The 15385-nt window shown below is 54.4% G+C and carries 7 protein-coding genes and 3 rRNA genes; 1 reads left to right on the forward strand and 9 read right to left on the reverse strand.

Annotation, left to right across the window (positions count from 1 at the left end; genetic code table 11):
• Nucleotides 1–5 precede the first annotated feature (5 nt).
• Together radA and KF947_RS06960 are read right to left on the reverse strand one after the other, a co-directional pair.
• Nucleotides 6–1376: a DNA repair protein RadA gene (gene radA / locus KF947_RS06955; RefSeq protein ID WP_053857190.1), complete on the reverse strand. Its 1371-nt coding sequence runs from the start codon at nucleotides 1374–1376 to the stop codon at nucleotides 6–8.
• 154 nt (nucleotides 1377–1530) lie between these two features.
• The gene (locus KF947_RS06960) at nucleotides 1531–1977 is read right to left on the reverse strand and encodes a copper resistance protein NlpE N-terminal domain-containing protein (protein ID WP_133732045.1); all 447 of its coding nucleotides are present in this window, start codon (nucleotides 1975–1977) and stop codon (nucleotides 1531–1533) included.
• 166 nt (nucleotides 1978–2143) lie between these two features.
• Here KF947_RS06960 and hisC point away from each other — a divergent pair, with 166 nt between their 5' ends.
• A complete protein-coding gene (gene hisC / locus KF947_RS06965; protein WP_227405800.1) occupies nucleotides 2144–3205 on the forward strand; it encodes a histidinol-phosphate transaminase in 1062 nt (353 codons plus the stop codon).
• Between the two features lie 219 nt (nucleotides 3206–3424).
• On the opposite strand, the gene rrf is transcribed toward hisC, so the two are convergent.
• The 7 genes from rrf to clpB form a co-directional block, all read right to left on the reverse strand.
• Nucleotides 3425–3540: ribosomal RNA gene (gene rrf / locus KF947_RS06970) — 5S ribosomal RNA — on the reverse strand.
• A gap of 150 nt (nucleotides 3541–3690) precedes the next feature.
• A 23S ribosomal RNA gene (locus KF947_RS06975) occupies nucleotides 3691–6589 on the reverse strand.
• A 246-nt stretch (nucleotides 6590–6835) separates the two neighbouring features.
• Nucleotides 6836–8368 (reverse strand): 16S ribosomal RNA (locus KF947_RS06980).
• The 16S, 23S and 5S rRNA genes sit together here, the layout of an rRNA operon.
• A 514-nt stretch (nucleotides 8369–8882) precedes the next feature.
• A complete protein-coding gene (gene pssA, locus KF947_RS06985; RefSeq protein WP_133733174.1) occupies nucleotides 8883–9785 on the reverse strand; it encodes a CDP-diacylglycerol--serine O-phosphatidyltransferase in 903 nt (300 codons plus the stop codon).
• A gap of 201 nt (nucleotides 9786–9986) precedes the next feature.
• A complete protein-coding gene (ilvN, locus tag KF947_RS06990; protein ID WP_009287561.1) occupies nucleotides 9987–10478 on the reverse strand; it encodes an acetolactate synthase small subunit in 492 nt (163 codons plus the stop codon).
• The gene (locus tag KF947_RS06995) at nucleotides 10478–12202 is read right to left on the reverse strand and encodes an acetolactate synthase 3 large subunit (protein WP_133733175.1); all 1725 of its coding nucleotides are present in this window, start codon (nucleotides 12200–12202) and stop codon (nucleotides 10478–10480) included. Before KF947_RS06995 ends, ilvN begins: the two co-directional genes overlap by 1 nt.
• Before the next feature lie 475 nt (nucleotides 12203–12677).
• Nucleotides 12678–15275 carry an ATP-dependent chaperone ClpB gene (gene clpB / locus KF947_RS07000; protein ID WP_133733176.1) on the reverse strand — a complete coding sequence of 866 codons (2598 nt, stop codon included), beginning with the start codon at nucleotides 15273–15275 and terminating at the stop codon, nucleotides 12678–12680.
• Nucleotides 15276–15385 lie beyond the last annotated feature (110 nt).

Genomic DNA, 15385 nt, shown 5'->3' on the forward strand with positions numbered 1-15385 from the left:
TCAGGCTACAGGGCATCCAGCGCATCGCTAAGCTTATCCACGGCAATCACCTCCATGCCCTTAGGCGCTTGCTTGGGTGCGTTAGCCCGCGGCACAATGGCACGTAGAAAGCCATGCTTGGCCGCTTCGGCAATGCGTTCTTGACCGCTGGGCACAGGGCGTATCTCGCCCGATAGCCCCACCTCACCGAATACCACTAGCTCTTTGGGTAGCGCGCGATTTTGCAGGCTAGAAACCACCGCTAGCAGTACTGCCAGGTCGGCGCTGGTTTCGAGCACTTTGACACCGCCGACGACGTTCAAAAACACATCCTGGTCGCCGGTAAATAACCCACCGTGGCGATTAAGTACCGCCAGCAGCATGGCTAAACGGTTTTGATCCACGCCAACCGCTACCCGACGAGGGTTACCCAGCGCGGACTCATCCACCAGCGCCTGTACCTCTACCAGAATCGGCCGTGTGCCTTCCCACACCACCATCACCAAACTACCTGGCGCCTGCTCCTCCTGGCGAGAAAGAAAGATCGCACTGGGGTTTTTAACTTCTTTAAGGCCCTGTTCAAGCATAGCGAAGACGCCTAGCTCGTTGACGGCACCAAAGCGGTTTTTCTGCCCTCGCAGGGTACGAAAGCGTGAGTCGGCGCCGCCCTCCAATAGCAGCGAGGCATCAATCATATGCTCAAGCACTTTAGGGCCCGCCAGCGAACCGTCCTTGGTGACGTGCCCCACCAGTAGCAAAACCGTATTAGTCTTTTTGGCGAAGCGCGTTAGCGCCGCGGCTGACTCGCGCACCTGAGCAACGCCACCGGGTGCAGAACTGATATCTTCCAGATGCATGGTTTGGATGGAGTCAATCACCAGAATCTCTGGCTTCTCCCGCTCAGACACCGCCAAGATGGTTTCCACGCTGGTCTCGGCCAACATTTTCAAGCCATTGGTAGGCAACTGTAGGCGGTGCGCACGCATCGCTACCTGGGAGAGCGACTCCTCACCGGTTACATAGAGGATACGCCGCTGCTGGGCCAACTTGCAGGCCGTTTGCAGCAGCAGGGTCGATTTACCCGCGCCAGGATTGCCACCCAAAAGCACCGCCGAGCCGGGCACAAGCCCACCGCCCAGCACGCGATCAAACTCTGCGAAAGTGGAGCTCATGCGGGGTACTTCGCTAAGATCCACATTGCCCAGGTCGATCACTTCGCGTGACAGATCACCCGCGTAACCAGATCGACCGGGGGCTGCGCCGCCGCCAGGGCGAGCGCTCGCCAAGTGCACTTCACTAAGCGTGTTCCACTCTTGGCAACTGCTACATTGCCCCTGCCACTTACGGTATTCGGCGCCGCACTCGGTACACACAAAGGCGCTTTTGGCTTTGGCCACTGCCATTACACTCCTACTGTTGCTGTCACTAAGTGGCAACTTACGCTTGGCTGCCGCTAGTATTCATCACTTACTGTCGCGTACTTTGTGCTCATGAGTGCCAGCAAACACAAAAGGCGGCCAGTGGCCGCCTTTTGTACTACTGGCTAACGTCTTATTGACGCTTTAGCTGCAGCATTTCACCATTTTCAAAGCGGCGACGCTCTGGATCAATCAACTCCAACGTGCTCTCATCAATACGCATGAAGTAGTAGATTTGACCATCGCCATCTGGCGTCAGTTCGTAAACAGTGGCGTCCGGATCGGAAGGCGTACCGGTTAGCACTTCCCAGTTACCCGCATAGTTTTCATCCGGCGGTGTTTGAGGATGGTTACGGTAAGAAGCGTTCAGAGTGAAGGTGCGCTCTTCAGCCGCGCCCATCTCTTCACCCACCATCGTGACGTCCAGATCAATACCATCACAGTTACGGCAAGGTAGTGAACCTTGATAATTTTGCTGTGCGGTAGCCGCCTCTTCTTGCTGTTGCTCCATGGGGCTGCTTGCACAGCCAGCCAGCAGTGCCAACATGGCCGAACCGGCCAGCAAACTCTTAAGTTGCATAGAGTGTCTCCTTAATCTCGTGTTGGACATCACATTTGTTTATGCGCAGTTGTGACAGCATAACCGTTACAAGGTGCGACGCACACCCCTAGCGATGCGAATGCTTGCGCTTCGTTAACCTTCAAGCGACCATGGTGTACCTTGCTAGGATAATCAGGTTACCCACATGAGCCAATACTGGAGTCCGGCTGTTCGCGAACTTACGCCTTACGTGCCCGGCGAGCAGCCCCGCGAGCAGCTTGTTAAGCTCAATACCAATGAAAACCCTTACCCTCCTGCGCCAGGCGTTGGTGAGGCGCTGCGCGATTATGCAACAGACCATCTGCGCTTATACCCTGACCCTACCTCTAAAGCGTTGCGCGAAGCTCTTGCAGAGACGTTTCAGGTATCAAGCAGCCAAGTGTTTGTAGGTAATGGTTCAGACGAGGTTCTCGCGTTTGCCTTTCAAGCTTTCTTTTGCCATCAAGCGCCGCTTGATGTGCCTGAAATAACCTATAGTTTTTACCCTGTTTACGCCAATCTCTATGGCGTAGAGCTGCGCAAACATCCACTCAATAAGCAGTGGGAAGTCGATATTGATGCTCTTACAAAGGGCGCTGAGCGTAGCGGCGTTATCTTTGCCAATCCTAATGCGCCAACTGGCCATGCACACTCGCTTTCGGCGATAGAGACGCTGCTAAAGCGCGTCACGGATCGTGTCGTGCTGGTGGATGAGGCGTATGTCGATTTCGGCGCTGAAAGTGCCGTTTCGCTGGTTAATCGCTATCCTAACCTGCTTGTCACCGGTACGTTTTCTAAATCACGCAGCTTGGCAGGCTTGCGCCTGGGCTATGCGGTGGGCTCAGAGGAGTTGATTGATGGCTTACTGCGGGTAAAAGACTCTTTTAACTCTTATCCAGTGGATAGCCTGGCAAGCTTAGTAGGCATCGCCGCACTCAAAGATGTCGAGCATTTTGAAGCCTGTCGCGAGCGTGTTATTACCACTCGCGAACGCACCCGCCAGCGCCTTGTAGGGTTGGGATTTGAAGTGCTGCCCTCTAAGGCTAACTTTGTGCTTGCCCAGCACCCTGACTACGAAGGCGCGCAGCTATTTGCTAGCCTACGTGAGCGAGGCATTCTGGTGCGCCATTTTAATACCTCAGACCTTAACAACTTCCTACGCATCACCATCGGCACCGATGATGAGATGGATAGTTTGATTGAGGCACTGGAGACAATCTGCGGTTAAGCGTTATTGCCTTCTGCAAGCACTCGCAAGCAGAAGGCTGCTCCCCATTCGCGCGCTAAAGCGCCCTCCCACAACCCACTCTTAACACTGTGGCTTTGATTCAGCAGCGCCTTTAGTGCGGTGGTATTGTAGGAGGGAGCTTCAGCTCGCGACAGTTTTAGTTTTACCCATAAAAAAATCCCCCAAGGCATCAGCCCTGGGGGATTTTTCATAATAAGTGCCTGACGATGACCTACTCTCGCATGGGGAGACCCCACACTACCATCGGCGCTAAGCGGTTTCACTTCTGAGTTCGGCAAGGGATCAGGTGGTTCACGCATGCTATGGTCGTCAGGCGTAACTGTTAATGCATATCATGCTGACTGTTTTAACTAAATTGTGAGCGTCTCATTGCCTGCCGCCCTGGCAGTCTGTTGCCTGGGCCACACGCTGCGTATCCGGCATTCATTCACGTCATCATTACGACCAGACCCCTTGGGTGTTATAGGGTCAAGCCTCACGGGCCATTAGTACACGTTAGCTCAACGCCTTGCAGCGCTTCCACACCGTGCCTATCAACCAGCTGGTCTCGCTGGGCCCTTCAGGAGGCTCTAGGCCTCAGGGATGTCTCATCTTGAAGGGGGCTTCCCGCTTAGATGCTTTCAGCGGTTATCCCGTCCGACCATAGCTACCCGGCAATGCCACTGGCGTGACAACCGGAACACCAGAGGGTCGTCCACTCCGGTCCTCTCGTACTAGGAGCAGCCCTTCTCAAACATCCAACGCCCACGGCAGATAGGGATCGAACTGTCTCACGACGTTCTAAACCCAGCTCGCGTACCACTTTAAATGGCGAACAGCCATACCCTTGGGATCGACTTCAGCCCCAGGATGTGATGAGCCGACATCGAGGTGCCAAACACCGCCGTCGATGTGAACTCTTGGGCGGTATCAGCCTGTTATCCCCGGAGTACCTTTTATCCGTTGAGCGATGGCCCTTCCATACAGAACCACCGGATCACTAGAACCTGCTTTCGCACCTGCTCGACGTGTCTGTCTCGCAGTCAAGCACCCTTATGCTCTTGCACTCAATGCACGATGTCCGACCGTGCTGAGGGTACCTTCGTGCTCCTCCGTTACTCTTTAGGAGGAGACCGCCCCAGTCAAACTACCCACCACACACTGTCCTCGATCCGGATAACGGACCTGAGGTGAGAACGCCAATGATGCCAGGCTGGTATTTCAAGGTTGGCTCCGCCCGAACTGGCGTCCGAGTTTCAAAGCCTCCCAGCTATCCTACACAGGCAACATCAGCGTCCAGTGTGAAGCTATAGTAAAGGTTCACGGGGTCTTTCCGTCTAGCCGCGGGTACACCGCATCTTCACGGCGATTTCAATTTCACTGAGTCTCGGGTGGAGACAGCGTGGCCATCATTACGCCATTCGTGCAGGTCGGAACTTACCCGACAAGGAATTTCGCTACCTTAGGATCGTTATAGTTACGGCCGCCGTTTACCGGGGCTTCAATCAAGAGCTTCGCCTTGCGGCTAACACCATCATTTAACCTTCCGGCACCGGGCAGGCGTCACACCCTATACGTCCGCTTGCGCGTTAGCAGAGTGCTGTGTTTTTAATAAACAGTTGCAGCCACCTGGTATCTTCGACCGGTTCGGGCTTAGAGAGCAAGTCTCATCACCCTACGCCGGCGTGCCTTCTCCCGAAGTTACGGCACCATTTTGCCTAGTTCCTTCACCCGAGTTCTCTCAAGCGCCTTGGGATTCTCACCCTGACCACCTGTGTCGGTTTGGGGTACGGTCGCACATGATCTGAAGCTTAGAGGCTTTTCCTGGAAGCGTGGCATCAGTGACTTCCTGACCGTGGTCAGTTCATCTCGTGTCTCGGCCTTAAAGGATCCCGGATTTACCTAAGATCCAAGCCTACTCACTTTCACCAGGACAACCAACGCCTGGCTCACCTAGCCTTCTTCGTCCCCCCATCGCAACCATGTCCGGTACGGGAATATTGACCCGTTTCCCATCGACTACGCCTTTCGGCCTCGCCTTAGGGGCCGACTCACTCTGCTCCGATTAGCGTCGAACAGAAACCCTTGGTCTTCCGGCGAGGGAGTTTTCACTCCCTTTATCGTTACTCATGTCAGCATTCGCACTCGTGATACCTCCAGCGAACTTCTCAATTCACCTTCATTGGCTTACACGACGCTCCTCTACCGCGAATCCATATCGAAATATGAACTCACCCGTAGCTTCGGTACCTGGTTTAGCCCCGTTACATCTTCCGCGCAGGCCGACTCGACTAGTGAGCTATTACGCTTTCTTTAAAGGATGGCTGCTTCTAAGCCAACCTCCTAGCTGTCTGAGCCTTCCCACATCGTTTCCCACTTAACCAGGATTTCGGGACCTTAGCTGACGGTCTGGGTTGTTTCCCTTTTCACGACGGACGTTAGCACCCGCCGTGTGTCTCCCACGCTCTACTCACCGGTATTCGGAGTTTGCCTCGGGTTGGTAAGTCGGGATGACCCCCTAGCCGAAACAGTGCTCTACCCCCGGCGGTAATACGTGAGGCGCTACCTAAATAGCTTTCGAGGAGAACCAGCTATCTCCGAGCTTGATTAGCCTTTCACTCCGATCCACAAGTCATCCAAATCTTTTTCAACAGATCCTGGTTCGGGCCTCCAGTTGATGTTACTCAACCTTCACCCTGCTCATGGATAGATCGCTCGGTTTCGGGTCTATATCCAGCGACTGTGTCGCCCAGTTAAGACTCGGTTTCCCTACGGCTCCCCTATACGGTTAACCTCGCCACTGAATATAAGTCGCTGACCCATTATACAAAAGGTACGCAGTCACAGAACAAGTCTGCTCCTACTGCTTGTACGCACACGGTTTCAGGATCTATTTCACTCCCCTCTCCGGGGTTCTTTTCGCCTTTCCCTCACGGTACTGGTTCACTATCGGTCAGTCAGGAGTATTTAGCCTTGGAGGATGGTCCCCCCGTCTTCAGTCAAGGTTTCTCGTGCCCCGACCTACTCGATTTCACATGATCAGATTTTCGACTACGGGGCTATCACCCGCTACGGCCAGACTTCCCAATCTGTTCGCCTAATCATTCACATGCTTAAGGGCTGATTACGTTCGCTCGCCGCTACTAGGGGAATCTCGGTTGATTTCTTTTCCTCAGGGTACTTAGATGTTTCAGTTCCCCTGGTTCGCCTCTTACACCTATGTATTCAGTGTAAGATACTGACCTTATGGCCAGTGGGTTTCCCCATTCAGAAATGTCCGGGTCACAGGTTGTTGCCACCTCACCGAACCTTATCGCAGGCTACCACGTCTTTCATCGCCTCTGACTGCCTAGGCATCCACCGTGTGCGCTTAATTGCTTGACCCTATAACCCGAAGGAGTCTGGGGTTCGCAATAATCACGTTTCATTTTGCCGGATACGCTTGCGCGTATCACAATTTAAGAAGCACTTCTTGCGAAGTGTTCTTGTCAGCATGATATACATTGTTAAAGAGCGACTGCTATAAGCAGTGATAAGGCAACGCTGGAGGCGTCTGGCTTATCACTGCTCATCAACAGCTATCTGATCAGGTAATTCATTGTGGACGCTTACCGACTGTGACGCATCGTTTAAGGAGGTGATCCAGCCGCAGGTTCCCCTACGGCTACCTTGTTACGACTTCACCCCAGTCATGAACCACACCGTGGTGATCGCCTTCTTGCGTTAGGCTAACCACTTCTGGTGCAGTCCACTCCCATGGTGTGACGGGCGGTGTGTACAAGGCCCGGGAACGTATTCACCGTGACATTCTGATTCACGATTACTAGCGATTCCGACTTCACGGAGTCGAGTTGCAGACTCCGATCCGGACTGAGACCGGCTTTAAGGGATTCGCTGACTCTCGCGAGCTCGCAGCCCTTTGTACCGGCCATTGTAGCACGTGTGTAGCCCTACCCGTAAGGGCCATGATGACTTGACGTCGTCCCCACCTTCCTCCGGTTTGTCACCGGCAGTCTCCTTAGAGTTCCCGACATTACTCGCTGGCAAATAAGGACAAGGGTTGCGCTCGTTACGGGACTTAACCCAACATTTCACAACACGAGCTGACGACAGCCATGCAGCACCTGTCTTACAGTTCCCGAAGGCACACCAGAATCTCTTCCGGCTTCTGTAGATGTCAAGGGTAGGTAAGGTTCTTCGCGTTGCATCGAATTAAACCACATGCTCCACCGCTTGTGCGGGCCCCCGTCAATTCATTTGAGTTTTAACCTTGCGGCCGTACTCCCCAGGCGGTCGACTTATCGCGTTAACTTCGCCACAAAGTGCTCTAGGCACCCAACGGCTGGTCGACATCGTTTACGGCGTGGACTACCAGGGTATCTAATCCTGTTTGCTACCCACGCTTTCGCACCTCAGTGTCAGTGTCAGTCCAGAAGGCCGCCTTCGCCACTGGTATTCCTCCCGATCTCTACGCATTTCACCGCTACACCGGGAATTCTACCTTCCTCTCCTGCACTCTAGCTTGACAGTTCCGGATGCCGTTCCCAGGTTGAGCCCGGGGCTTTCACAACCGGCTTATCAAGCCACCTACGCGCGCTTTACGCCCAGTAATTCCGATTAACGCTTGCACCCTCCGTATTACCGCGGCTGCTGGCACGGAGTTAGCCGGTGCTTCTTCTGCGAGTGATGTCTTTCCTAATGGGTATTAACCACTAGGCGTTCTTCCTCGCTGAAAGTGCTTTACAACCCGAGGGCCTTCTTCACACACGCGGCATGGCTGGATCAGGGTTGCCCCCATTGTCCAATATTCCCCACTGCTGCCTCCCGTAGGAGTTCGGGCCGTGTCTCAGTCCCGATGTGGCTGATCATCCTCTCAGACCAGCTACGGATCGTTGCCTTGGTGAGCCATTACCTCACCAACTAGCTAATCCGACATAGGCTCATCCAATAGCGGGAGCCGGAGCCCCCTTTCTCCCGTAGGACGTATGCGGTATTAGCCTGGGTTTCCCCAGGTTATCCCCCACTACCGGGCAGATTCCTATGCATTACTCACCCGTCCGCCGCTCGTCAGCGGGTAGCAAGCTACCCCTGTTACCGCTCGACTTGCATGTGTTAGGCCTGCCGCCAGCGTTCAATCTGAGCCATGATCAAACTCTTCAGTTTAAGATCTATGCGGTTCTTACCCGCCACTCGAAAGTGACGGAAGCGAACCAAACTTGGCTCAAGGTTCAAACGAATTCATTCAAAACAGATCCCAAAGGACGAATCCTTTAAAACCTTATTGCTTGAGTCGCTTGCCTTGATATTTGGTGATTTGTCACCAACATCAGCAAGCGCCCACATGAATTACCTGATCAAATTGTTAAAGAGCTGTTTCGCTGCTAGATTGCTGTGAAAGCGATCGGGCTGCCGTTGACTTGGCTTGCCTCAGCGAGGAAGGCGTATTCTACGCATTTCCTGGTGGTTGTCAAGGGCGTTGTTTTCGATGCAAACCTGGCCACATCCAAAACCGCTGGCTTTCGTAAAAGCACTAACTACCTGACAAACCAAAGCTTTTACACTTCATTCACCGCTGGTAACGCTTGGCGTCCCCGGCAGCGGATGCGTACTTTACGGATTCGCTGCCGGGTTGGCAAGGGCTGTTTTGAAATAACTTTCAAAAAAATGGAGAAAAGTACTAGCTGCTAGCTTTAGCCTTACGCATAACGGCTAATACAGGGCCTGACGCCACGTAGGTACCAAACAGCAATAGCAGCATCACCGAAGGCTCGACCGAGATCAACACAAACGCCAGCACTATGGCTAGCAGCACAACAAAAGGTACCGGCTTTTTAAAATCGAGATCTTTGAAGCTGTAGTAACGGATATTACTCACCATCAGCACACCCGCCGCAGCTACCACGACTAACATCAACAGCTTGAAACCAAAGGCATCCGCATCAAAGCTATGGAAGGTCCACACACTGGCCGCTACTAGCGCGGCTGCAGAAGGGCTTGGCAAACCGATAAACCACTTTTTATCGACGCTACCAATCTGCACATTAAAGCGCGCAAGTCGCAGTGCCGCGCAGGCAACGTAGAGAAAAGCCACTACCCATCCCGTCTTACCAATGTCTTGAAGAATCCAGGTAAAGGCAACTAAAGCGGGCGCCATGCCAAAGGAGATCATGTCAGCTAGGCTATCGTACTCAGCGCCGAATTCACTTTGCGTGTTAGTCATACGGGCAACACGGCCATCCAGGCCATCCAGCACCATGGCAATAAAGATCGCAACGGCAGCCGAGGTAAACTCACCATTAATGCCAGCAACCACTGCAAAGAAGCCGGCAAAAAGTGCCGAAGTGGTAAATAGGTTGGGCAGTAAATAGATACCTCGACGACGAATCTTTTTACCGTCCTCTACCGCCTCTTCTACCACTTCGGTTTCGCGCAAGAAGGCAGCCGCCAAATCTTCGTTGCCTACTTCTGACTGATGGGCACTATCTGGCTGCTCAGCTTTATCAGGCTGATCCGAGCCCGACGGGCCTGGCTTTGACTGATCGGAGCTTGAATGCTCTTGATCGCGAGCGTCCTGTGTCATAGGTTTCATCCATTAAAAGTGAAGTCACGGGAACAGTAGTCGCTTTCATTCTACACGGTGAGTGCCACTCAGCCAGCCAATTGCTGGATTGATGTTCTGCATCAGCGAGCTCTGACAGGCTAATAACTAAAAAGCGCCGCTCCGGGAAAGAAGCGACGCTTATGCTTAAGTGCTGACTGTAAAGGCTACGTACTTTCGTGTTTAGAGCGACAACACCTTATCGCCTCGTGCAATACCCGAGACCCCAGTGCGGGCGACCTCAAGAATGCCCACTGGTGCCATGGCCTGAAGGAAAGCATCGAGCTTGCCCGCATCGCCGGTGATCTGCACGGTATACAGGCTGGGCGTTACGTCGACGATCTGCGCGCGGAAGATATCCACCGTGCGCTTCACTTCATCGCGTGCCGCGCCTAGCGCTTTCACTTTTACCAGCATCAGTTCGCGCTCGATGTGGTTGCCTTCGGTGAGATCCACCAGCTTGACCACATCAATCAGCTTATTGAGATGCTTGGTGATCTGCTCGATCACCCGGTCATCGCCTATGGTGGTGACCGTTAAGCGCGACAGCGACGGGTCTTCAGTCGGCGCAACGTTTAGCGTTTCGATGTTGAAGTTACGCTGGGAGAACAACCCGACTACACGTGACAGCGCACCCGGTTCGTTTTCTAACAGAATCGAGATGATATGACGCATCAGGTACGCTCCGTTTTAGACAGCAGCATGTCGCGCATGGCACCTAACGGCACCTGCATCGGATAGACGTGCTCAAAAGGGTCGACCTTCACGTCAAGAAAGACCAGTTCGTGCTTATCAGCAAAGGCACGCTCCAGCGCAGGCTCCAACTCATCAAGCGTATTGACGGTAATAGCGGTAAACCCATACGCCTCAATCAGCATATGGAAGTCCGGCAACGACTCCATATAGGAGTGCGCGTGACGCGACTTATAGTTCAAGTCCTGCCACTGGCGCACCATACCCAACGACGCGTTGTTAAGGTTGACGATCTTAACGCCTACACCGTATTGCTTACAGGTAGAGAGCTCCTGCATCATCATTTGGAAGCTGCCTTCACCGGTGACGCACACTACGTCATCATCCGGGTAGTTCTGCTTGATACCCATGGCGGCGGGAAAGCCAAAGCCCATGGTGCCCAAACCACCTGAGGTGATCAGTCGGTTGGGTTTATCAAACTTGTAGTACTGCGCCGCGAACATCTGGTGCTGACCAACATCGGTAGTCACGTAGGCTTCGCCTCGGGTTACCCGACAAAGCGCTTCAATAACTTCCTGTGGCTTAAGCGCTTCACCCTCCTTGGAAGGCTCATAAAGCTTGCCTTCACGGTCGGCACGCCAGCCATCTATCTTCTCCCACCACTCAGTCAGTGCTTCAGGATGGGCAATTTTATGTCCCTGCACCAAACTGATCATCTCGTTGATAACGCTGGATGCCGGGCCCACGATCGGCACATCGGCACGCACCGTTTTTGAGATCGAACTTGGGTCAACGTCAACGTGGATGATTTTAGCGGTCGGGCAAAACTTCGACGTGCTGTTGGTCACGCGGTCATCAAAGCGCGCGCCAATGGCAATAATCAGGTCGGCGTGGTGCATGGCCATGTTTGACTCATAGGAGCCGTGCATGCCCAGCCAGCCCAAGCACTGCCGGTCACTTTGTGGATACGCACCAATGCCCATCAGCGTGGTGGTGATCGGGTAGCCCAGCTGCTTGACCAGATCAGTCAAGCCTTCGCTGGCTTTGCCCGTGACCACGCCGCCACCGGTATAGAACACCGGACGCTTGGCTTTGAGTATCATCTCAACGGCTTTTTTGATCTGCCCCGTGTGGCCACGCGTGACGGGGTTGTACGAGCGCATCTTGACCTTTTTCGGATAGATGTACTCATAACGCTCGGTGGGAGCCGTCATATCTTTCGGGATATCGACTACCACCGGGCCCGGACGGCCTGTGGCGGCTAAATAGAACGCCTTTTTGAGCACTTCCGGTATTTCAGACGGGTGGCGAATCGAGAAGCTGTGCTTCACGATGGGTCGCGTCACGCCAACGATATCGGTTTCCTGGAAGGCGTCTTCACCGATCAGGTGGCTCGCCACCTGGCCACACAGCACTACCATGGGGATAGAGTCCATGTAGGCGGTGGCGATGCCGGTGACGGCATTGGTGGCACCGGGGCCTGAGGTAACCAGTACGCAGCCGGGCTTGCCCGAGGCGCGGGCATAGCCATCGGCGGCGTGGGTAGCCGCTTGTTCGTGACGCACTAGAATGTGCTTCACTTTGTCCTGGCGGAAGAGTGCATCGTAAATATGCAGCGCTGCACCGCCGGGGTAACCATAAATGTATTCGATGCCCTCATCTTGCAAGAAGCGGGCGATCATATCTGCGCCGGAAAGCAGTTCCACTGTATTTCTCCCCTGGAGGTCTCGAGTGCGATCCGTACCCACATGGGCACGGTGTCGAGTGCGACGGTATGCCGCTGTCGGCCCTTGCCGACACCTGATGCCAAACCCTGGCAGGAGGCCCGGTTAGGGCCTGCACTCTTATCGGGAGCGTGTGAATTATGTCGACATAAATCACACGCTCCCTTTCACGGCAGTTCGCCGTGTCGGGGCGTTGGCCAGGTTGAGCGGTTAGCCCAAGCCCGGAAGTCCTTCGGCGGGTAGAGGCTTTCGCCTATCCTTCGCGCGGGAATAAGGGGTTGCCCGTTGAGTCCGCGCCCGCAAATCAGGAACCGACAAGATTCCATTAGCGCCCTCAGCCTGTCAACCTCCGATCAGTCCAAACGCAACAAAGGTCGCAAGAAGCCATTAAAAAAGCCCCGCTAGCTTTGCTAACGGAGCTTTTTACCTATTCAATTGCGCAAATTGGCGGCATCAATTACGAGCTAAACACCAACTTACCCTCTTCTGCATTGATATGGATGGTATCACCAGGGGCAAATTTGCCACCCAGCAGATCTTGCGCCAGCGGGTTCTCGATACGGCTCTGAATCGCCCGTTTGAGTGGCCGCGCCCCGTACACAGGGTCAAAGCCTACGACCGCCAATTGCGCCATCGCTTCTGGGCTAACCTCAAGTTTCAGGTCGTGTTCGGCGAGGCGCACTTTTAAGCGCTCAAGCTGAATACCGGCAATCGCCTGAATCTGCTCTTGGCCCAGGGCGTGGAACACCACCACTTCATCGATACGGTTGATCAGCTCAGGCCGGAAGTGGTTACCCACCACCTCCATGACCATATTTTTCATCGACTCATAGTCGCTGTCTTTATCAGCACTGACGTCACCGCCCATGCGCTGGATAATGTCAGAGCCCATATTCGAGGTCATCACGATCACGGTGTTGCGGAAATCCACCGTGCGCCCCTGGCCGTCGGTTAAGCGGCCATCTTCCAATACCTGCAGCAGGATGTTGAAGACATCCGGGTGGGCTTTCTCCACCTCATCAAGCAGAAGCACCGAGTAAGGCTTGCGGCGCACGGCCTCGGTCAGGTAACCACCCTCTTCGTAGCCTACGTAGCCCGGGGGCGCACCGATCAAGCGAGCCACGGAGTGCTTCTCCATAAACTCGGACATATCGATACGCACCATTGCCTCTTCGGTATCGAACAGGAAGTTGGCCAGTGACTTACACAGCTCGGTTTTACCCACCCCGGTGGGGCCGAGGAACAGAAACGAACCGTTGGGGCGATTGGGATCAGAGAGCCCTGCCCGCGAACGGCGTACGGCGTTAGCCACTGCCTCTACGGCCTCGTTTTGACCAATCACACGCTGATGCAGCGCCTCTTCCATGCGCAGGAGCTTATCGCGCTCGCCCTCGAGCATTTTAGAAACAGGAATACCCGTCCAGCGGGAGACGACTTCGGCGATCTCCTCTTCGGTGACATTAGAGCGCAGCAGCTGATGGCTTGAGGTATCCGCCTCGCCTTCCCCGCTTTCGGCAATCTTCTTCTCTAGTTCTGGAATCTTGCCGTACTGAATTTCCGACATCCGACCCAAGTCGCCCTGACGACGGGCCTGTTCAAGGTCAATGCGTGCCTGCTCAAGCTCAGCTTTAAACTGAGCAGCCCCTTGAATACTGGCTTTCTCGGCTTTCCAGATCTCATCAAGGTCAGCGTATTCGCGCTCTAGCTCGTGAATCTGGGTATTAAGTGCCTCCAGGCGTTTTTTGGTGGCCTCGTCGGTCTCTTTCTTAAGCGCCTCACGTTCCATTTTGAGCTGGATCAGGCGTCGATCAAGGCGATCCATCGCCTCTGGCTTGGAGTCAAGCTCCATACGAATCCGCGAGGCGGCCTCATCGATTAGATCGATAGCTTTGTCGGGCAGTTGGCGATCGGTGATGTAGCGGGTCGAGAGCTTGGCTGCGGCAATAATCGCCGAGTCGGTAATATCCACGCCGTGGTGCACTTCGTAGCGCTCTTTTAGGCCGCGCAGGATCGCCACGGTGTCCTCTTCGGAAGGCTCATCAACCAGCACTTTCTGGAAGCGGCGCTCTAGTGCCGCATCTTTCTCAATGTACTTGCGGTACTCATCAAGGGTGGTCGCCCCCACGCAGTGCAGCTCGCCGCGTGCCAGGGCGGGTTTGAGCATATTGCCTGCATCCATGGCGCCTTCGGCTTTGCCTGCGCCGACCATGGTGTGCAGCTCGTCAATAAACAGGATCACCCGGCCTTCTTCCTGGGAAAGCTCCTTGAGTACCGCTTTCAAGCGCTCTTCAAACTCGCCACGGAATTTGGCACCCGCCAATAGCGAGCCCATATCCAGCGAAAGCACGCGCTTCTCTTTTAAGCCTTCCGGCACTTCGCCGTTAACGATGCGCTGGGCCAGTCCTTCGACAATGGCGGTTTTACCCACCCCCGGCTCGCCGATTAACACCGGGTTATTCTTGGTGCGCCGCTGCAGTACTTGAATGGTGCGGCGAATTTCGTCGTCGCGGCCGATCACCGGGTCGAGCTTGCCGTCCAGCGCGCGCTGGGTTAGATCCATGGTGTATTTATTGAGCGCTTCACGCTGATCTTCGGCGTTAGCATCGTCCACGGTAGCACCACCGCGGAGACTGTTAATGGCAGCCTCAAGGGATTTACGGTTAATCCCCGCATCTTTAAGCAGCTTGGTAATCGCTGAATTCATTTCCAGCGCAGCCAATAGAACGAGCTCACTGGCAATAAACTGATCGCCGCGCTTCTGCGCTTCGCGATCGGTTAAGTTAAAAAGCTTGATGAAATCCCGCGATGGCTGCACTTCGCCGTCGAACTGCCCCACCTTAGGTAGGTTATCCAACTGCTGCACCAGCCCATCGCGCAGACGCGAAGGATTGCCCTCGGCTTTTTCAATCAGGGCTTTAATACCGGTGTCTTTGGTGTCTAGTAGGGCCAACAGCAAGTGTGCTGGGTCTAGCTGATTATGGCCACGGCCAACGGCCAGCGACTGCGCTTCGGCAATCGCGCTTTGGAGCTTGGCGGTAAATTTATCAAAACGCATGGAATTCCTCCTGGGGTAGCCGTGCGTTTAGACGCACCGCGTGACCCGATAACGTGTCATTAGACGTGCTAAATAACTATTAGCTTGACAAGTTAAATGGCGTCAGTTCC

The sequence above is a fragment of the Halomonas sp. FeN2 genome, from assembly GCF_020595105.1.
Lineage (GTDB): Bacteria > Pseudomonadota > Gammaproteobacteria > Pseudomonadales > Halomonadaceae > Vreelandella > Vreelandella neptunia.